This window comes from Aeoliella mucimassa, assembly GCF_007748035.1.
GTDB classification, from domain to species: Bacteria; Planctomycetota; Planctomycetia; order Pirellulales; family Lacipirellulaceae; genus Aeoliella; species Aeoliella mucimassa.
In genome coordinates this window covers 4,781,002-4,799,889 of the sequence record NZ_CP036278.1, presented here as the reverse complement: position 1 = coordinate 4,799,889, position 18,888 = coordinate 4,781,002, and the positions used below count along the sequence as shown (strand labels likewise).

Genomic DNA, 18,888 nt, shown 5'->3' with positions numbered 1-18,888 from the left:
CAATGCTGCCGGGGATCGGCTGACCGCAGAATTTGGCGTGCGGCAGACCGCGTTTCTGGCGAGTCGGCGCCGATCGGGAAGGGAGAACCGATTTTTCGTATTACGAATCCTATTTCGATGGGCGAATGTGGGCTCGGTTTGCTTGCTTTGCCCAAAGTCCCCGATTAGTATCAAGTTAGGGCATTTCCTAGCCGCAGCGCGGAGGGTATTGGCTCCTAGTGTAGCGGTCCTTATCTAGACTGCCCCCCGTGAACCGAAGTAGGCATTAACGACGAATCAGAGGTCCCAGATGGACTTGCGAATCTTCCAAGGCATTTCCCGTAAATTCTTTACCGCTGTAGCGGTGGTCTTAGCTATTACCCTGTCGAGCACCTCGCTGGCCCAATTCGGCGGCGGTGGTGGTTTTGGCGGTGGCGGCTTCGGCGGCGGTGGTGGTGGTTTTGGCGGCGGTGGCGGCGGCTTTGGCGGTGGCGGCTTCGGCGGCGGCACCAGCGGCGGCAACCAAAACGGCAGCCGTGCTGGCGGCGTGATGGTCGACGCCGATGGCGTGATGCACCGCGAATTGATTAACGATCCCACCGGCGAACTCACTCGCGCCCGCATCGAAGGGGCCATGGCCCGACTCGAAGGCGACCTGACCAAGGTCAGCGAGATGCGTAAGGTTTCGCTCACTCGCCTGGAGCAGGCGATTGCCAAGAAGATTGCCGCTGGGAGTGGTCCCGACGAGGTAATGAAGAACCTCGCTGGTTTGACCCGCATCGAGTACGTGTTCTGCTATCCCGAGACAGGCGACATCGTGGTCGCTGGCCCCGCGGAGCCTTGGGTGGAAGACCTTGATGGTCGGATGCGAGGCCTTAATACCGGCCGTCCGGTGGTGGAACTGCAAGACATGATTACCGCTTTGCGGGCGTTCCCTGCACAGTCGGGTGGCAAAGCTCCCTTGATGTATTGCTCGATCGATCCCACCGAGGAAGGCCTGCAACGCATGCAGCAGTTCCTCGCTCAGTTCGGTCGCTCGGCCACGCCCAACGACACGCAGTTCATTGTGAACAAACTGCAAGAAGCGATGGGCAAGCAAGTGATCACCATCGGTGGTATTCCTGCGACGACCCACTTCGCTCAAGTGATGGTCGAAGCCGACTACCGCATGAAGCTCATGGGCATCAACCTGGAGCAACCCCCCATTCGCCTGAAGAGCTACGTGGATCGCGCCCGCCCGGGTGCGGTGTCGCGAAACGCGATGGAACGTTGGTACTTTGTGCCTGATTACCAGTGTGTGCGTGCTGCGGAAGACTCGCTCGCTATGCAGATCGTCGGCCAAGGCGTGAAGCTGGTTGGCGAAAACGAAGTAATCAGCATGCACGGCGGACGGGCCACTTCGGGCCGCGTGAATGCTGCCAGCCAGCAGTACACAGCCGCGTTTACCAAGGCCTATCCTGAGTTGGCCGAGCAATCGCCGGTGTTCGCTCAGCTGCGTAACTGCATCGATATGGCCGTGGCAGCTGCCTTTATTCAGCAGCACGACCTCTACAGCAAAGCGGGGTGGTCGATGAGCCTGTTCGGCAGCGAAGAACAGTATCCCGTCGAAACCTTGAATGCTCCCGCCGAAGTAGCCACGGCTGTGAACGCCATCTGGAAGGGTCGCACCCTGATGACCCCCATCGGCGGCGGTGTCGAAGTGCGTCCGACCAAGGCTCTGGAGTCGGAGAATCTGCTTAAGGACGAAGACGGCAGCGTTGCCAGCCAACGTAAGCAGCTTGATCTCAATACCCTCGGCCCCGACCAATGGTGGTGGGACTGATCGTTGCCTTGAGCAACAGAGGATTCAAAGAAACCTCCGGCGAGGGAAACCTTGCCGGAGGTTTTTTCCATTGAGAGGGAGGAACCGCGTTTTCTATCGCCCTACGTTGTAGTGCACCAGGTACCACTTGGAGGTTAGCTGAGCCAGCTTATCGACTCGATAGGGGGTTTCGAGCCCGCTCTTGAAATCGCCCGGCTGGCCGCCATCGGGTTGCCATTCGAGCCAGGCAGGTTGCTCGCCGCCGGCAAGCTCGAACCGCAGCACGCCGTCCTGTGTGCGTTCGATGGCCGACACGGTGAAGCGGGTGCCAGGCAGCTGAGGAGTGCCGACAAGCAGCAAGCTGGTCGGCGCCGGTTTGGGGTACGCCAGGAATGGGCCCAGGTTGTCCCAGTCGCCATCGTCCTCAGGCCAGTGGCTGGCCAGCTGCTCGGCGAACTCCGACAAAGGATCGACCGCCTGCGAGGCACGCATCTGCTGCCCTTGCCAGTACAGGTCGTCGGTGCCGAGCCCCAAAGTCAACCAACCGGCTGCAGCGACCATCAGCAATAGCCAGCTCCGCACCGAGCGGAACCGGCGAGGCCCGACGAGCACGCTCGCCAGCATCACCAGCCCAGTAGCCGCGGCCGCAGCAATGGCCAACGTTGGCCACCACGACTGGTAAACGGCTAGGCTGTTGCCGTCGGCCGAAACCAGCGACAACGCCTTGAGCCGGGTTGATTCGAGCTGCTTCAGCGAGTCGGCCCGGGTAGCGATCCACCCGACCAGACCAACCCAGAGTGTTAGGTTAACAATCCAGGCTCCGGAGCAGGCAATGCTGCCGAGCTTTACCAAATAGTGTTTCAAAGCCTTACTCTTCCGATGGCTTGCTGGGCTGCAGGTCGTCGTCGCAGTAGCTCAACGAAAGCAGCGAAAACGCGGTGCACAGGCCCGGATCGTTCTCGAACCACTGGCGATTCTGGTTGACCCACGAGCCATCGTCTCGCTGGGTTTTGGCCAGATGGTCGATCAGCTCTTTCTGCCATTGCTTGCTTTGGCCGTCGGCGGTGGTGATCTCAGGGGCACCCATCGCGGCCAGGGCACTGGCAAACGTGTGGTAGTAGTAATACAGACCAGCGGTCCCCTGACCGGGGTTTCTCTCCAGCGTGTAGTTCTCGCGAATCCACTCCAGCGCCGCGGTGGCGCGGGGATCGTCCTTGGTCAAACCCGCATAAACTAGGCTCTTCAGGCCCGAGTAGGTCATCGAGCCATAGCTCCGCAGACCACCGTTTTCGGTATAGCGGTCCGAAATCGAAGGGTCGACCTTCTCGGTCGGAATGACGTAGTAGAAGCCACCATCGTCGACCAGGGCGGCAAACTTGGTGTCGTTGAACTCGGCGTCCAGATTCTGGCAGCGGGAGACAAACGTCAGGGCGCGCTGAACCGCAGGGTCGCTGCTTGGCGTATCCACGGCGTGCAGGGCCTCGAGCAAGTAGACCGTGTTCGACAGGTCGGGTCGCTCCTTGCCGCTGTAGCCGACGCCGCCAAACTCGGGATCGGCTTTGTCGACCTGCCCGTCGGAGCCGATCTGCAGGCCGCGGACGAACCGCTCGGCGTTGTTCAGGATGTCGTCGTAACGAGCGTCGCCGGCCACGTTCTTGGCCTCGGCAAAGCACATGATCGCCACGCAGGTTTCGTAGTTCTTGAGTCGTGGGCTGGAGTAGATACCGCCATCGGGCTTTACGACGCCTTCGAGGGCCTTCAAGCCTTTTGCGACTAGTGGATCGTCGAGCGACACGCCCAGGCGGAGCGCCGCGGTAACCGAAAGCGAGGTAATGCCCGATCCCGAGCGGGGGGAGATCATGCCGGAGGGCTCCTGAGCGGTCTCACGCAGGTAATCGAGGCCCTTGGTAACCACCTCTTGTAGCTTTGCGTTTTCGGTTTCCTCAGCGGAACTCAGCGGGGCCAGTGCCGCCAGGCAGGCGACGGCCACGCAGGTGGCAATCGTACGATGGATGCTCATCTTGCTTTACTCGGAGTGGGGGAAGGAGTGTGAGAGGTCGCTAAACTTAGGCTCTACTGCAATGATTGGTCCATTTGCCAAAAGTCAATGGAATGCTGCAGTAAACCGGCGGAAACAGCCTGCGAATACAGAAAACTGCAATCGCGGGACGTGATCGCCCTGTCGACCTAAGTGACACGAATGTCGCTGGGGTCGACATCGCGGAGAAAGTCAAAAGCTACTTGGCTTTTGGTTGTTGATCGACCACCAACACGCGCAAGTCGCAGACGTTGGTGCCGGTCGGGCCGGTCTTGATGAGCGACTGAAGCGGCTCGAAGTAATGGTAGGCGTCGTTGCGAGCCAGATAGTCGGCAGCCGACAGCGAGCCGGCCTGCGCCTGGCGAATCACTTGCTCGTCGACAAACGCTCCTGCAGCGTCGGTGGGGCCATCTTCGCCATCGGTGCCGCCTGAGAGCAGGGCGATGCCCTGGCAATTGCCGAGCTCCTGGATGGCTGCCAGGACAAGTTGCTGATTCCTGCCGCCCAGGCCTCGCTGGTCGCTTGCCACCAGTTTCACGGTGGGCTCGCCGCCGGTGATCAGGCAATTGGGGCCGCCGGGCGTGTCGCGCATCGACAAGGCCATGCTGGCCAGATGCCGCCCTACGTCCTCAGCGGGCCCCTCCGACGAGGTTGCGCAGTCCATGGCGTGATTGTACCCGCGACGCTCGGCCTCGATGCCGGCCGCGTCCACGGCCGTCGCATTGTTGGCCAGAATCACGTGATGCAGCTCTGCTATCGCCGGGGTAGGGGAGTGAGGCCCCGTTTCCAGCCGGCGGCGAAGGAACTCGACGATGGATACCGGATCGGGGTGTTCGAGCAGCTCCAGTTCGGTCAGCACCTGCATCGCTTCCTCCGGCCCGGCCTTTGTCGGGTAGGTCGGCCCCGAGGCAATGGTTTCCAGGGGATCGCCCAGCACGTCGGAAATCACCAACGTCACCAGTTGGCTCGCCGTGCAGGCGCGGGCGAGCCCGCCCCCTTTGATGTCGCTCAGCTGCCGCCGAACTGCATTTAGCTGGTCGATGGTCGCTCCCGAGCCGGAAAGCAGCCGGGTGATCGCGATTTTCTCGGCCAGCGAAACACCAGCCGAGGGGGCTGGGAGCAGGGCCGATCCCCCTCCCGAAAGCAGGCATAGGCACAAATCGTTCGGAGCCAGCGACGAAACCAAGTTGAGAATCTGTCGCGAACCCTCCACCCCTTCAGGGCGGGGCTCGTTGACCCCCGCGGGGCGGCTGGGGTGCAGGTGGATGGCCGTGGTGGGGGTGACCGTTCCGGCGGGCACGTTCACCCAGCCTTCTACCTGTTTCTCGGCGAGCAACTGCGGGCCGAGGGCCGATTCGAGCCCGCGGGCCATCGCGGCACCCGCTTTGCCGGCTCCGACCACGACAATGCGGCCGACAGGTTCGAGGTCGAACTCCTGGTCGCCGACAAGCAACCATTGGCCGTCAATCTGGACTTCACGCTCCAGTAATCGGTCGGCAAGCACCGAGTCGACTCCCGCCTGCCAGATGGCTAGTGCGTCGCGTCGAAGCTGGGTAGCGGTGGGCATAGCACTCGCAAAGTTCAGGGGCGACTATTCGTTCTCGCCATCCTTCTTGCAGCATTCCAGCTCGTCGATCTTCTGGATCCGGCGAAGGTGGCGTCCCCCTTCAAACTCGGTATTTACCCAGGTTTCGATCATTCGCTCGACCGTACGGGGCGAGATGAGGTCGGCCGACAGGCACAACACATTCAGATCGTTGTGACGACGGCTGATTTCGGCGGTCACCTCGTCGGTGCAGGGAGCTGCCCGCACGCCGGGGAACTTATTGGCGGCAATCGCCATCCCGATGCCGGTGCCGCAGATCAAGATGCCTCGATCAGTGGTGCCGTTGCTAATTTTCTTAGCAACGATCGCGGCAAAGTCAGGATAGTCAACGCTCTCGGGCCCGGTGGTTCCCGCGTCTTCCACGTCGTGGCCCTTATCGCGGAGCATGTCAACGATTTGCTCTTTGATCTGGAAACCGCGGTGGTCGCTCGCAACGGCTATACGCATTCGCTAGGGTCCCTATCGCATGGGAACAAAGGCTGAGACCTTCCCGCACCTACGGACAAGACACCGCGGGAAGTATGCCAAATATTATAGCAGGAGAACTGCTGTTTGTTACGTGGGGGGTGCGCCGAATTTAGGATGTCGATGGTTGCAGCCGAATGGCCCGTGATTGCAGTAAACTCATTCAGCAGCAGTACTTCGGACGATTTCGGCGATGCGTTCGGCGTGATAATCCACGCCTTTGGCAATTTGCTCGGCACACGCCCGGTAGGTTTCCAGCGGCCCACCGATGGGGTCGGCCACGTCTTCCCCGCCTGGCATCAGTGGTTCGGTTTTGGCTCCCGCTTCGGGGCTCGACTGGGCGATCGCGTGCAGATGGCTGCGAGTCATCGTCAGCACCAGGTCAGCGTGTCGCAGCACCTGGTCGGTCAGCGGTTGCGAGCGGTGGTCGTCGATCGACAGGCTGTGCTCCTTCATCATTGTCACCGACTCGGTGCTGGGGGGCGAACCCGGCGCGGCCGCCAGACCGGCCGACATGACCAGCACGCCGCGGGCGTCCATTTCGTCGAGTGGAATGCCCAATTTGTCGGAAAGGGCCTTTCGCATCAGGGCTTCGGCCATCGGGCTGCGGCAGGTATTGCCGGTGCAAACCATTACCACCATGTATCGTGCGAGTCGCTCCAAAGTCGGTTTGCCCACTACACCCTCACGCAAGATCGAGAACTTGTTTCCATTCACACGCACCACCGAACTGGGGCGTCCGTAGCGGGCGGGGCCATCGTCGAGCACCAGGTCGACTTTGTCGCCGAGCGACTTGATCACGTCGTCGGCATTGATGGCCTCGGGCTCCCCTTTAAAATTGGCGCTCGTCAGCGCGAGCGGGCCATTAATCATGCACAGTACGTCGAGCAGCACCTGATTCGCCGGGACTCGCAGGCCCACGGTCCCCTGAGGGCAGACCGCCTGGCGAACACTGGGGGCCAGCTGACCGACCAAACCTCGCTTTTCGTCGCAATCAACCACCAGCGTCACCGGCCCAGGCCAACAGCGGCGGGCCAGACGGTAAGCCAGCGGGCTCATGTCGGGAGCATAATCGCGAGCCTCGCCGGCGCTTTTGATCGCCAGGGCGAAGGGGGAGCCAGGATCGCGACTCTTGGTGGTTAGCAGCCGATCCACCGCTTCGGCGTTGCAAGCACTGGCAGCGACACCATAGACGGTTTCGGTGGGAAAGGCCACGAGTTTGCCTTCGACCAGGGCCTGTACAGCGCGATGGACTACATCGCGTAGGTCGTCGGTGCGGTGGATGTCGATAACAAGCGGCGGCATGGTGTCTAATGTGCCCTGGATCCAGTGTTAGAATCCCAATTGGCCTTGTTGAACAATTAGTCACAAACCTCCGTAAAAACTAACGTGGAATGGAACCACGTACCTTTTTTACGGAGATCGAACATGGCTACGAAAGAAAAACGAACCTACAAAGTCACGAACTGGAAGGAGTATAACAAGTCGCTCATCGAGCGTGGAAACATCACTATTTGGTTTAGCGACGAGGCGTTGGAGAACTGGGAACATCCTAACGACCAGACAAAAGTCGGTCGCCCTTTTGTCTTCAGCGATACGGCGATCGAGTGCTTGCTGACGATTCGCGAACTGCTGAAACTTCCCTATCGGCAGACTGAGGGATTCGGCCGCTCGCTGGTGGCGATGTTGGGCGTCGAGGCAGCGATTCCCAATTATTCTTCGCTCGCCAAGCGAGCCAGCAAGCTGAATGTTTCGCTCGATATCGCTAACAAGAGGGGCGACATCGATATCGTGGTGGATAGCACCGGCATGAAAGTGTTTGGCGAGGGCGAATGGAAGATGCGGACGCATGGCAAGTCGAAGCGGCGGACATGGCGGAAGCTGCATTTGTCGGTGAATCCTGACACCCGCGAGATTGTGGCGGAGATTTTGACCGAGAACAGTTGCCACGATGCCGATGCGGTTCCCGAAATGCTGGAGCAGGTGGAGCAGCCCGTAAAAAAGTTTCACGGCGACGGTAGTTACGACAAGTGGAAGGTTTATGAAGGGCTGGAATCCGAAGGCATTGAGCCGGTGATTCCGCCGCAGCACAACGCCAAGATCAAACAACATGGCAACTCTGCGGAGGAGCCTTTGCCCCGGGACGAGGCAATTCGTCAGATTCGACGCAAGGGGCGTAGGAGTTGGAAAGAGGAAGTGGGCTATCATCGTAGAAGCTTGGCGGAAACGACCATGTACCGAGTGAAACAAAGCTTTGGGAGCCATCTCAAAAACCGAGTATTCGAAAACCAACAAACGGAAGCCCGCTTGCGCTGTAAAATCATCAATCAATTCACCCAACTCGGGCTTCCACAGTTCGAGTGGAGTTAGTCAACAAGGCCGTCCCAATTTATAAGGTTTTGGGGTCGAAGGGTTCAACCACACTTCGAAAAACGGATAATTCGCTGGCGAACTTGCCCACTATTCGAGTGATATCGGTTGCCAAGCAGACGGTCTAGCGGTTGTAATTAGGGAGTGAACAAATTGCCTTTCCATTACCGCTCTTCCCTCGCAAGTTCGCAAGACCGGCGAGCCTTTCTGCTGAACATGTTGGCTGCGGGAGCCGCGTTGCCATTGGTCGGGTGCACCGGCGGCACGAGTGGCAAGAAGCCGGATAAGGTGTGGGGCGAACGTGGCATCACCGACGGAAAGTTGCAAAAACCGCGGGCCATGTGCATCGACCAGGACGACCTATTATACCTAGTCGATATCACCGCTCGTATCCAGGTGTTCGATACCGACGGCAAATACTTGCGCGGCTGGCGAACACCGGAGAGTAAAAATGGCCGCCCCACCGGCATGTCGATCATCGATGGCTGGCTGTATGTAGCAGATACCCACTACTTTCGGGTGCTGGTTTACTCGCTCGATGGACAATTGAACGACGAGCGGACCTTCGGCCAGGAAGGGGATGGCCCTGGCGATTTGGGCTGGACCACGGACATCGCCCGCGACTCGGCTGGCAATCTATACGTGTCGGAGTATGGCAAACACGATCGCGTGCAAAAATTCGCCCCCGATGGAACTTTTCTCCTACAATGGGGCACGCACGGCACTGAGCCGGGACAATTCCTGCGTCCGCAATGTTTGTGGGTGGACGAGAAGGATCAGGTTTGGGTCTGCGATGCTGGAAATCATCGCTTGCAGGTCTTCGACACCGAGGGGGCGTTTCTTTTCACTTGGGGCGAAGAGGGAATCGAGCCGGGACAGCTTTCGTATCCTTATAGTATGTGGATTGACCACCAAGATCAGGTGTTGGTTTGCGAATACGGCAACAGCCGGGTGCAGAAACTGACCCGCAAGGGGGAACCAGTCGCCATGTGGGGCGACGTGGGCCGCGAACCGGGGCAGTTGCACAATCCCTGGGCCATCGTCCAAGATTCAAAAAAGAAAACCTACGTGCTAGATAGCTATAATCACCGAGTCCAACAGTTTAGGATCTAAAGAAGTCGAATGCGTGTCGGTATATTGCCGGTTTATTGAGTTTCGCTTTACCCCAGTCGCTTACATAGCATGCCTTTCGCCTTCGATAGCCCCTGGTATCTGCTGCTGTTGTTGCTGCTGCCTGTCATCTGGGTAGTCAGCTATCGCAGTATTTCAGGATTGGGATTCTGGCGCTGTATATCGGCCATCACACTGCGTTCGCTGGTGTTTTTGCTGCTGGTGTTTGCCTTGGCCGACATCCAGTACCAGAAGAAGACCGACAAAATGACGGTCGTCTATTTGCTCGACCAGTCGATGAGCATCCCCGAGGATCATCGACAGTTGATGAAGGAGTTTGTCAACGAGTCGGTCGACAAGTTCCGCCAGGAAGACCGAGACCGGGTCGCGGTGATCGTGTTCGGCCGCGATGCCGAAGTCGAAATCCCACCGCTCGAGTATTTTGTTGGGCTGCGAACCTTCAATAGCCTGCTCGATCCCCAGTACACCAATATGGAAAGTGCCCTCGAGCGTGCTCAGGCGCTGTTCCCCGAAGAGACCGCCAAACGCATCGTCGTAGTGACCGACGGCAACGAAAACCTGGGCGACGCGCTTAGCGAGGCCCGCGCGTTGGCCGACGCGGGCATTAGTATCGATGTGGTTCCGGTCGACCTGCCGCAGCGGAGCGAGGCTTCGGTCGAGAAAGTCGACCTGCCGAACGATGTTCGACAAGGGCAACCCTTCGAGCTGCGAGTGGTGCTGAACCACGATGCTGCGGAGGGATCGCCTCCGTTGCCTGGTACGCTACGGATTAAACGCAAGTCGGGCGAGCAGGAGACCATCATCGCCGAGATGCCTGTGGAGCTGGATCCGGGCAAGAGTCGATTCTCGGCCACCGAAACCATCGACCGTCCTGACTTCTACACCTACGAGGCGGAGTTCTCGCCGGCCGATCCGAGCAGCGATACCACCGCCCAGAACAACGAAGCGACGGCATTCACTCACGTGCGCGGTAAAGGTCACGTGCTGGTGATTGAAGACTGGGCGGCCACCGGGCAGTTCGACTACATGGTCGATCGCCTGCGGACCAGCGGCCTGGAAGTGACGCTGATGCCAAGTAATCAGCTGTTCAGCTCGCTTGCCGACCTGCAGCGATACGACACCGTGGTGCTGGCCAACGTTCCGCGAAGCAGCACCAGCGGCGACGACATCGACGAAGATGGTGGTGCCAACTTCACCGACGAGCAAATCGCCATGCTGGTTCGCAACACCGAGGAGCTTGGTTGCGGGCTGGTGATGCTGGGGGGGCGCAATAGTTTCGGCGCTGGCGGATGGGCCAACACCGAGCTAGAGAAAGCGATGCCGGTTGATTTTCAGATCAAGAGTACCAAGGTGGTGCCGGTCGGCGCGCTGGCCATGATGATGCACGCCAGCGAAATGCCCCAGGGCAACTACTGGCAGAAACGCATTGCCATCGAAGCGATCAAAGTGCTGGGCGACCGCGACTACTGCGGCATGATTCAGTGGAACATGTCCGATCAGTGGATGTGGGGACGCACCAAAGGGGGCATGCTCACGGTTGGACCGAATCGCAATATGATGCTTGGTAGCGTCGACCAGATGAACGTCGGCGATATGCCGGCTTTCGAAGGGGCGATGAAGATGGTGGCCAACAGCTTTGTGTTGTTGGATAGGCAGACCAATAAGCCTGCCACGAAGCACATGATCATCATTTCCGATGGCGATCCGACCGCACCCAGTGCGGCGACGCTTAAGCAGTTCAAACAGCTCAACGTAAAGATTACCACGGTCGCGGTCGGTGCGCATGGTACCGTGGGTACCGACACCATGCGACAGATCGCCGAGGTAACCGGCGGCAAGTACTACATGGTTCGCAACGCGAACGCGCTGCCGCGCATCTATCAGCGCGAAGCCCGCCGCGTCGCCCGCCCGCTGGTGAAGGATCTGGAGCCACCGCAAGCTCCGCGGATGGTATCGGAGCATGAAATCGTCCGCGGCATCAGCCCCAGTAGTTTTCCACCGCTCGATGGTTACGTGCTGACTACAGTGAAGGACAGCGCCCTGGTTGAGGTGATCTTGCGTTCCCCGACGCCGGCCATCGATGCCAACAACACGTTACTTGCCGCCTGGCCCTATGGTTTGGGCAAAACGGTGGCTTTTACCACCGATGCGGGCCATCAGTTGAGCAAACAGTGGGACTCGTGGGAGCAGTACGATCAGTTCTATAGCCAGATGATTCGCTGGTCGATGCGCCCGACCGGCGACACCGGTAATTTCAGCGTTGCCACCAGCGTGTCCGATGGTCGTACGCGAGTGGTGATCGACGCGCTCGACAAGAACGAAGAGTTCATCAACGTCACCACCATGGGAGCCACGGTGGTCGGTCCCGACATGCAACCGGTGCCGCTGGTGATCGAACAAGTGGCTCCAGGACGCTACATCGGCGAATTCGACTCGATTAGTCCTGGTAGTTACATGATCTCGATCCTGCCGGGGGGCGATCAGGCGATGATTCGCACCGGCGTGAACGTCAGTTACAGCCAGGAGTTCAAGGACCGCGAGACTAATCTCTCGCTGCTCAGAACCATCGCGAACCTCGAACCGACGGCCGGCAAGCCGGGCGAGTTGATCGGGGCGGCCCAGAACGCCATGCTCACCGGCGACCCCAAGATCTTGCCGGCGCTATTGAACACCGACCCTTACCGCCGGGATATGCCGCCGGCCATCTCGCGCGATAGCATCTGGCCATGGATGGTGTTAATCGCTGCGACGCTGTTCTTCTTCGATGTGTTCATTCGCCGTGTGCAGATTGGTTTCGAATGGCTCGCTCCCGTGTGGGCCTACATCGGCGAGAATCTGCTCGGCCGCGAACGCGAAGCCGAGGCTCCTGCAACGATGAGTCGTTTGCAGAGTCGCAAACGCGAGGTGCAGGAGCAATACGAATCTCGCCGCTCGGCAACGCGATTCGAAGCCCCCGAAGAAGCTCCCGACAGCAACGAGCCGGCGCCGCTCGCTGGATTGGAAGAAAAGCCAACGCAGCGGACCTCGCCGAAACCGACACCCAAGGTCGGCGAAGAGAAGAAAGAACAAGAGTCCTACACGTCGCGATTGCTCAAAGCCAAGAAAGACGTGTGGAAAGATCGCGACAAGTAATGCCGTATTCCTTTGGGCGTCGCTTCCAACGACTTCCCTGATCCACGACCCCTGACCCCCGACTGTTTCCCAATGAGTCTCGCCGAATCGATTGAAAAACGTGCCCAAGAGTTTTCGGACCGCTACCGGAAAGTTCACGAGCAGATCGCTCGCGTGATTGTCGGACACGACGACATCGTTCACGGGGTGCTCACCTGCTTGTTTGTTGGTGGTCACTGCCTGCTCGAAGGTGTCCCAGGACTGGGGAAGACCTTGCTCGTGCGGACGCTCTCCGAAACGCTCGACCTCAACTTCTCTCGCATCCAGTTCACCCCCGACCTCATGCCGGCCGATATTCTCGGCACCAACATGATCGTGGAAGATCCGGATGGACGCCGACGATTCGAGTTCCAACGCGGGCCGGTGTTTACCCAGATTTGTCTGGCCGACGAAATCAACCGCGCGACGCCGAAGACCCAGTCGGCCATGCTCGAAGCGATGCAGGAAAAGTCGGTCACCGCCGGCGGCAACCACTACAAGCTCGACGCCCCGTTCTTTGTGATGGCCACGCAGAACCCGCTCGAGCAAGAAGGTACCTATCCGCTGCCCGAAGCCCAGCTCGACCGCTTCTTCTTCAAGCTGGTCGTCGGTTATTCGAACCGGGCCGATCTGAACAAGATTCTCGAGCGGACCACCAAAGGCGAAGAGATTCGCCCCGAAAAGGTGATGGACGGCAGCGAGATCGTGCAGTGGCAGCAGCTGGTTCGCGAGGTGATTTTGGCTCCTCACGTGCAGGACTATATCTGCCGCCTGATCCTCTCCACCCATCCCGAAGGGGAGTTCGCCCAGCCGGTTACCAATCAGTTCCTCCGTTGGGGCTCGAGCCCCCGTGGTGCCCAAACCGTCGCCTTGGCAGCCAAGGTGCGGGCACTGCTCGGTGGTCGGTACAACGTGAGTTTCGACGACATCCGCCGCGTGTTCGTACCGGCGCTTCGGCATCGTGTGATTCTAAACTTCGAAGCCGAGGCCGAGAGCGTGAATCCAGACGATGTCTTGCTCGAACTGCTCCAGAAGGTGCCCGAAAAGGCCGACGATATTGCAGCTGCGTAAAGCAACGCAGGGGGCAGGAAATGCCCCAAGTTGGAAGTACTCAAGAACAAGCTCGAAATGAACCCTTACCAGTCACCTCAGAGCAAGAACACCAATAGTCCGCAGAGACCAACGAAGAAATGGTGGCACCTTAACTTGATAGAGGTTGCCGTTGTACTGATTGTTCTCCTGATGCTTATCTCGCTTTTACAACCTGCGGCTACTATTGGCGGTCACCCCCGGCGAATCCAACCAACGGAAACAACAGAACAACTTTCACCTGTAGAAACGCAACCCGCGAACTGAGTCGCAAGGAATCATGTCGAACAAATGGTACGTAAGCCGGCCCGGCGATTCGAAACGCTTTGGACCCTACGACGACGAGAAGCTCAAGCAACTGGCCCACGAAGGCCGGCTGCAACCAAACGACCTAGTACGTCGTCCCGGAAGTCATTTCCTATAGAGTTCAGGGAAGACGCGTTTGGCGTCTTTTCGATGGAAGGTCCAATTGATTTTGATTTTCTTCCGATTGCGGTCGCGTGAACAGTGGGAGAGTTCGCTTTGAACCTTGTCGAGCGAAGCCAACCGACGTCCCAGGCATTGTCGCTGTATGGCCGAGATTTCGATCTCGGCCATGTTGAGCCAACTGGCATGCTTGGGGGTAAAATGCCACACAATCCGCTCCAGCATTGGCCGAGCCGCCTCCTCGCCAAAGGTTTCGATCAACGACTTCTCGTTGTGCGTGTTGAGGTTGTCCATCACCAGATGAACCCGCTCTGCGTCGGGATAGCGCTTCAAGAGGTCGCGGACGAACCGGGCGAAGTCGGCTCGCTTGCGGTGACGCTTGGCCTGAACGAATCGCTTGCCCGCCTTCGGCTCGACCGCCACGAACACGCTGCAGGTTCCGCAGCGGCGGTACTCGTAGTCCTGCTTCGCGATCTTGCCGGGTGCCGCGGGCTCGGGCGGCCGCGCGTCGTCGACCCTCTGATAGGGCTGCTCGTCGAGGCAGACGACCGGCTCGTTCGGGTCGAGCGGCTTCTCGTACTGCTCGAGGACGTCCTCCATCCGCTCACAGAACTCGTCGTTCAGCTTGGGCACGCACCAAGTTTTTTTCGCCACGGCTTCAGGTCGTGTTCCTTGAGCCACAGCGAGACCTCCGTCACGCTGAGCGAATCGACGAAGCCTTCCTTCACCGCGTGCTCGCACAACAATTCCAGCGTCCAGCGAGCCCGTCCCTCGGGCGGCTCGCTGCACGCCAGGGCGATTACCTGTTGCTGCTGCCGCTTGGTGAACTCTGGGGGGCGGCCCGAGCGAGGCGCATCGTACACCGCCCGCTGGACGCCCTCTTCGCAGAACCGCTTTCGGACGGCTCGGACGTTGCGCGTCGTGCAGCCCACATGCTCGGCGATCTCTTCGTCGGTGCATCCCGAGTCCGATTTCAATAATATCTGGCAGCGACGCACCACTTGCGCCGCGCGGGCGCCTGAGCGTGCTAGCTGCTCCAAACCTCCACGGGCCTGGTGGTCCAGGCAAACAATGTGCTTTTTCATTCCGCAGCATATAGCAGCGGAATGGATTTCAGGAAAGACGTACTAGTATGGCGCGACGGCATGGCCGACTGGGTCGAGGCGGTGGATCTGGGGGGCCTTGAGGTCGAGCTTCCTCCACCAGCACCGCCGACGTCTCCGTACGCTTCGCCTCAAACGACAAGTACTCATCAATTCAAAGGCGATAGTAATGGTACAAAGATCGTCGCCGGCTTATGCGGCATCTTTCTTGGCTGGCTAGGCGTGCATAAGTTTGTTTACGGGGCGACGACCCCTGGGATCATCATGCTGTTGATTACCATTTGTACCTGCGGATGGGCCGCCATCATTGTGTGGGGGATCGGCGCTGTTGAGGGTATTATTTATCTCACCAAGTCAGACCAAGACTTCGAAGAAGAGTACATGATTGGCAAGAAGGGGTGGTTTTAGCGCACGTGTCGATGGAATCAGAACAACCCGAGTTAAACCCTTATGTTGCCCCATTAGCGGAAGAACATCTGGCGGTGCCGCCAGAGGGACAGGAGCTTACCAGCCCAGTGGGACTTTCGCTGTGGATCGGTGGGCTGATCGTCGTGTTGGTGTTGATTGTCGCCATCGTCGGATAACTGTTTACTAGCTGCCTGGTTGCCGGGGTAACGTCGTCGGCACGGATTCGAGTTCAAAGAGAAGATCACCACCTATGAGTACCGGCGAACTGCAATCACTGCTTGAACCCGAGTTGATGAACCAACTCGAGCGCATGGAGCTTGTCTCTCGCAAGATCTTTCGTGGCCGTATGAAAGGCGAGCGTCGCAGCAAACGCAAAGGGCAGAGCGTCGAGTTTGCCGACTTTCGCAACTACGTCGCTGGCGACGACCTGCGGATGCTCGACTGGAACCTCTACGCCCGGCTCGATAAGTTGATCGTCAAGTTGTTTCTGGAGGAAGAAGACCTGCACTTCTTTACCCTGATCGACGCAAGTCCCTCGATGGGGTTTGGCGACCCCTCGAAACTGCAGTACGCCAAGCAACTGGCTGCTGCGTTGGGGTTCATTGGACTGATTCGTAGCGATCGAGTCGTCATCGAATCGCTTGGGCAAAGCGCCCAGAAACGAGGCCCGGTGCTTCGTGGTCGTCGGAGCGTCTGGCGGATGCTCGACACCCTGGCTGAAATCGAGCCCGATCAAAACATCTCGCTGGCTGATGGAGTCAAGCGGTTTTGCCTTCGCAATCCAGGCAAAGGCATTATCGTGTTGATCACCGACCTGATGGACAAGCAAGGCTACGAATCGGCCCTTCGCTACCTAGTAGCGCGTCAGATGGATGTGTATGTAATGCACGTGCTGAGCCAGGAGGAGATCGATCCCGATGTGAAAGGCGATCTGAAGCTGGTCGACTGCGAAGATCAGGACGAGGCCGAAATCACGGTCAGCGCTCCGCTCCTCGCACGCTACAAGAAGACGCTCGACGCCTTTACCCGCGGCGCCCAGGATTACTGCAGCCGTCGAGGAATGAACTACCTGCTTGCACACAATCGGTTGCCGGTAAAAGATTTAATGAGCAACTACCTGCGCAAACGAGGCTTGGTGCGATAGCCAAGATACCATGACTTCCCTGTTTCGAAACGCACTCGAACCACTTTGGCTGTGGGGCCTGATGGCACTACTGCCTTTGGCTGTGCTTGCGCTCTACTTCCTGAAGCTCAAACGCGATCCAGTCGAGGTGCCGAGCACCTACTTGTGGAAGAAGTCGATTGAAGACCTGCACGTCAACAGCTTATGGCAGAAGCTCCGTCGAAGTTTGCTGTTGTTCTTGCAGTTGCTGCTGCTGGCGCTCGCGATCTTAGCGCTACTTCGGCCCGGCTGGGAAGGGCAAGAGCTGCAAGGCCAGCGGATGATTTTCGCGATCGACAATTCGGCCAGCATGGGTTCCGCCGACGTGAAGGACGCTGAAAGTCGACTCGCCGAAGCGAAGAAGCAAACAATCGCCCTGATCGAACAAATGCAGTCCGACATGGCCGCGATGGTCATCAGCTTCAATAATGAAGCCCGGGTGATGCAAGGCTTTACCTCGAATCGTCGCAAGCTCCGCGAAGCGGTCGAGAAAATCGAACTGACCTCACGCCCTACCAATCTGCTGGGCGCGTTGCAGTTGGCCGATGGGTTGGCCAATCCGGGGCAAGTGATCGAGCCCGAGTCGAACGTTGCGATCGACATCAGCGACGGAGAGAAAACGACGCTCTACATCTTTAGCGACGGGCGTTTCTCCGAAGTTAAAGGCTTCTCGCTCGGCAATCTTCAGCCGCAGTTCTTTGTGCCACTAGGCACCCGCGAAGCGAACAACCTGGCGATCACCGCCTTCAGCACCCGCAGGAGCGAGAGTCGGCCCGATGAACGGCAAGCGTTTATTCAGGTGAGTAACTTCTCGACCGACGAACAGACGTCGGTCGTCGAACTCTCGCACAATGGCACTTTTCTCGACGCCCAGGAGGTAACCGTTCCCAGTGGCGAAGCACGCGGCGTCACATTCGCCCTGGCTGGAGTTGAGTCGGGCAAGCTCGAAGCCAAACTCTCGAGCACCGCTCTCAAGGCCATGAGCGACGCCCTGGCGATCGACAACAAAGCCTACGCAGCGGTTAACGACACTTCGGCCGGGCGAGTGCTGCTCGTGACCCCCGGCAACAAAGTGTTGATGACCGCTCTCTCGACCGAGAGAATCAAACGCTATGCCGACGTGGAAATTGCGACGCCGGATACGCTAAAAACCAAAGAGCACCAGGAACTGGCAGCCAGCGGTGCGTACGACCTGATTATTTACGATCAGTGCGCTCCCGAAGAGCGGATGCCAAGGTCGAACACACTGTTCTTCGGCAGCGTTCCCCCAACTTGGTACGCTTCGACCAAGGCACCAGCGGCCGAGGAAGAATCCCCGCCCGCCGAGACGGATGCGGCCGCCGAGTCTACGGAACCTGCTCCCGAAGCTCCCGCTGAACAACCAACACCCACTGTCGAACGAGTTGCCTTGCCGGCGATCATCGACCAGAGTCGCGAGCATCCGCTCATGGCCTACGTCGAGCTAGGCGACTTCCGCATCAATGGCAGTAATATCGTTCCGCCGCCCAAAGGGGGGCAGGTGCTGGTGGAATCGACTCAGGGACCTCTGGTATCGATTGCCCCACGGGAAGGCTTCGAAGATGCGGTAATCGGTTTCGAGTTGACCGTGAACAAAGATGGCAGCGAATACATCAATGCCGATTGGTATCGCCGATATAGTTTCCCCACCTTCTTGCTGAATGCCTTTGGTTACTTCGTGAATCAAGGGCAGGAAGGATCAGATCGCACAAACTTGCCAGGCCAGGCGCTAGCGCTGCGAACCAAGTCGTTGGCTGAGAAGCTCACCGTGAAAGGCCCCGACAATCGCGAGACGGTGGTCGAACGCAACGCCGACGGAAGCTATTTGTTCCACGACACCGAACAGCCTGGCTACTACGAGATACTCGACGCTGGCAAAGTGGAGAGTCGCTTCGCGGTGAACTTGTTCGACGGTCAGGAAAGCAACGTCAAGCTCGCCGTGATGGGCGACGACGACGCGACCGACAATATCGAATCGGTCGCTTCGCTGCAAATCGGACATGTTGAGGTGAAAGGAACCCAGCAACCCGCCCGGAAGGAAATCTGGCGGCCATTGCTGCTGCTGGCCATCATTCTGCTGTTGGTCGAGTGGTATATCTACAATCGCCGCGTCTACTTGTAACTGGTGCGGGCGACGTTGCG

The 18,888-nt window shown here is 58.8% G+C and carries 17 protein-coding genes; 10 read left to right on the top strand and 7 right to left on the bottom strand.

Annotated elements, in window-relative coordinates; genetic code table 11:
* The first annotated feature begins 289 nt into the window (after nt 1-289).
* Nucleotides 290-1,801: a DUF1598 domain-containing protein gene (locus Pan181_RS18800; RefSeq protein ID WP_145249029.1), complete on the top strand. Its 1,512-nt coding sequence runs from the start codon at nt 290-292 to the stop codon at nt 1,799-1,801.
* A gap of 93 nt (nt 1,802-1,894) precedes the next feature.
* Here the strand turns inward: Pan181_RS18800 and Pan181_RS18795 are convergent, their stop codons facing one another.
* The 5 genes from Pan181_RS18795 to Pan181_RS18775 form a co-directional block, all read right to left on the bottom strand.
* Complete coding sequence (locus Pan181_RS18795) at nt 1,895-2,644, bottom strand: hypothetical protein (protein ID WP_145249027.1); 750 nt, start codon at nt 2,642-2,644, stop codon at nt 1,895-1,897.
* A gap of 4 nt (nt 2,645-2,648) precedes the next feature.
* Complete coding sequence (locus tag Pan181_RS18790; RefSeq protein ID WP_231943641.1) at nt 2,649-3,800, bottom strand: prenyltransferase/squalene oxidase repeat-containing protein; 1,152 nt, start codon at nt 3,798-3,800, stop codon at nt 2,649-2,651.
* 217 nt (nt 3,801-4,017) lie between these two features.
* Entirely contained in the window at nt 4,018-5,385 is a 1,368-nt protein-coding gene (locus tag Pan181_RS18785) for a glycerate kinase type-2 family protein (protein ID WP_145249025.1), read from the bottom strand.
* Nucleotides 5,386-5,409: 24 nt separating this feature from the next.
* Complete coding sequence (rpiB, locus tag Pan181_RS18780; protein ID WP_145249023.1) at nt 5,410-5,871, bottom strand: ribose 5-phosphate isomerase B; 462 nt, start codon at nt 5,869-5,871, stop codon at nt 5,410-5,412.
* Nucleotides 5,872-6,048: 177 nt separating this feature from the next.
* Nucleotides 6,049-7,194, bottom strand: a complete 1,146-nt coding sequence (locus tag Pan181_RS18775; RefSeq protein ID WP_145249021.1) for an L-threonylcarbamoyladenylate synthase — start codon at nt 7,192-7,194, stop codon at nt 6,049-6,051.
* Nucleotides 7,195-7,317: 123 nt separating this feature from the next.
* On the opposite strand from Pan181_RS18775, the gene Pan181_RS18770 reads away from it, so the two are divergent.
* The 5 genes from Pan181_RS18770 (at nt 7,318) to Pan181_RS18750 (ending at nt 14,053) form a co-directional block, all read left to right on the top strand.
* Nucleotides 7,318-8,259, top strand: coding sequence for an IS5 family transposase (locus Pan181_RS18770; RefSeq protein WP_145244898.1), 942 nt, complete (start codon nt 7,318-7,320; stop codon nt 8,257-8,259).
* Between the two features lie 144 nt (nt 8,260-8,403).
* The gene (locus Pan181_RS18765) at nt 8,404-9,372 is read left to right on the top strand and encodes an NHL repeat-containing protein (protein ID WP_231943640.1); all 969 of its coding nucleotides are present in this window, start codon (nt 8,404-8,406) and stop codon (nt 9,370-9,372) included.
* A 69-nt stretch (nt 9,373-9,441) separates the two neighbouring features.
* Nucleotides 9,442-12,522 (top strand): VWA domain-containing protein, encoded by a 3,081-nt coding sequence (locus Pan181_RS18760; RefSeq protein WP_145249019.1) that lies wholly within the window; start codon nt 9,442-9,444, stop codon nt 12,520-12,522.
* Nucleotides 12,523-12,594: 72 nt separating this feature from the next.
* On the top strand, nt 12,595-13,611 hold the full coding sequence (locus Pan181_RS18755) for an AAA family ATPase (protein WP_145249017.1): 1,017 nt from the start codon (nt 12,595-12,597) through the stop codon (nt 13,609-13,611).
* Nucleotides 13,612-13,909: 298 nt separating this feature from the next.
* Nucleotides 13,910-14,053 carry a GYF domain-containing protein gene (locus Pan181_RS18750; protein WP_145249015.1) on the top strand — a complete coding sequence of 48 codons (144 nt, stop codon included), beginning with the start codon at nt 13,910-13,912 and terminating at the stop codon, nt 14,051-14,053.
* Here Pan181_RS18750 and Pan181_RS18745 read toward each other — a convergent pair.
* Nucleotides 14,041-14,688: an IS630 family transposase gene (locus Pan181_RS18745; RefSeq protein ID WP_145244957.1), complete on the bottom strand. Its 648-nt coding sequence runs from the start codon at nt 14,686-14,688 to the stop codon at nt 14,041-14,043. The genes Pan181_RS18750 and Pan181_RS18745 overlap by 13 nt on opposite strands.
* Nucleotides 14,676-15,140 (bottom strand): helix-turn-helix domain-containing protein, encoded by a 465-nt coding sequence (locus Pan181_RS18740; protein WP_145244956.1) that lies wholly within the window; start codon nt 15,138-15,140, stop codon nt 14,676-14,678. Before Pan181_RS18740 ends, Pan181_RS18745 begins: the two co-directional genes overlap by 13 nt.
* A 21-nt stretch (nt 15,141-15,161) precedes the next feature.
* Here Pan181_RS18740 and Pan181_RS18735 point away from each other — a divergent pair, with 21 nt between their 5' ends.
* The 4 genes from Pan181_RS18735 to Pan181_RS18725 all read left to right on the top strand — a co-directional run bounded on the left by Pan181_RS18735 (nt 15,162) and on the right by Pan181_RS18725 (nt 18,868).
* Nucleotides 15,162-15,566 (top strand): TM2 domain-containing protein, encoded by a 405-nt coding sequence (locus Pan181_RS18735; RefSeq protein ID WP_197528506.1) that lies wholly within the window; start codon nt 15,162-15,164, stop codon nt 15,564-15,566.
* A gap of 11 nt (nt 15,567-15,577) precedes the next feature.
* A complete protein-coding gene (locus Pan181_RS26240; RefSeq protein WP_197528505.1) occupies nt 15,578-15,742 on the top strand; it encodes a hypothetical protein in 165 nt (54 codons plus the stop codon).
* Nucleotides 15,743-15,816: 74 nt separating this feature from the next.
* The gene (locus Pan181_RS18730; protein ID WP_145249013.1) at nt 15,817-16,710 is read left to right on the top strand and encodes a DUF58 domain-containing protein; all 894 of its coding nucleotides are present in this window, start codon (nt 15,817-15,819) and stop codon (nt 16,708-16,710) included.
* Nucleotides 16,711-16,720: 10 nt separating this feature from the next.
* Nucleotides 16,721-18,868, top strand: coding sequence for a vWA domain-containing protein (locus Pan181_RS18725; RefSeq protein WP_145249011.1), 2,148 nt, complete (start codon nt 16,721-16,723; stop codon nt 18,866-18,868).
* Nucleotides 18,869-18,888: the final 20 nt, after the last annotated feature.

What these genes read in the sequence shown, in the direction of transcription:
- Pan181_RS18800 (WP_145249029.1), top strand. Translation starts at nt 290, where the DNA reads ATGGACTTGCGAATCTTCCAAGGCATTTCCCGTAAATTCTTTACCGCT.
- Pan181_RS18790 (WP_231943641.1), bottom strand. Translation starts at nt 3,800, where the DNA reads ATGAGCATCCATCGTACGATTGCCACCTGCGTGGCCGTCGCCTGCCTG.
- Pan181_RS18785 (WP_145249025.1), bottom strand. Translation starts at nt 5,385, where the DNA reads ATGCCCACCGCTACCCAGCTTCGACGCGACGCACTAGCCATCTGGCAG.
- rpiB (WP_145249023.1), bottom strand. Translation starts at nt 5,871, where the DNA reads ATGCGTATAGCCGTTGCGAGCGACCACCGCGGTTTCCAGATCAAAGAG.
- Pan181_RS18775 (WP_145249021.1), bottom strand. Translation starts at nt 7,194, where the DNA reads ATGCCGCCGCTTGTTATCGACATCCACCGCACCGACGACCTACGCGAT.
- Pan181_RS18770 (WP_145244898.1), top strand. Translation starts at nt 7,318, where the DNA reads ATGGCTACGAAAGAAAAACGAACCTACAAAGTCACGAACTGGAAGGAG.
- Pan181_RS18760 (WP_145249019.1), top strand. Translation starts at nt 9,442, where the DNA reads ATGCCTTTCGCCTTCGATAGCCCCTGGTATCTGCTGCTGTTGTTGCTG.
- Pan181_RS18755 (WP_145249017.1), top strand. Translation starts at nt 12,595, where the DNA reads ATGAGTCTCGCCGAATCGATTGAAAAACGTGCCCAAGAGTTTTCGGAC.
- Pan181_RS18750 (WP_145249015.1), top strand. Translation starts at nt 13,910, where the DNA reads ATGTCGAACAAATGGTACGTAAGCCGGCCCGGCGATTCGAAACGCTTT.
- Pan181_RS18740 (WP_145244956.1), bottom strand. Translation starts at nt 15,140, where the DNA reads ATGAAAAAGCACATTGTTTGCCTGGACCACCAGGCCCGTGGAGGTTTG.
- Pan181_RS18735 (WP_197528506.1), top strand. Translation starts at nt 15,162, where the DNA reads ATGGATTTCAGGAAAGACGTACTAGTATGGCGCGACGGCATGGCCGAC.
- Pan181_RS26240 (WP_197528505.1), top strand. Translation starts at nt 15,578, where the DNA reads ATGGAATCAGAACAACCCGAGTTAAACCCTTATGTTGCCCCATTAGCG.
- Pan181_RS18730 (WP_145249013.1), top strand. Translation starts at nt 15,817, where the DNA reads ATGAGTACCGGCGAACTGCAATCACTGCTTGAACCCGAGTTGATGAAC.
- Pan181_RS18725 (WP_145249011.1), top strand. Translation starts at nt 16,721, where the DNA reads ATGACTTCCCTGTTTCGAAACGCACTCGAACCACTTTGGCTGTGGGGC.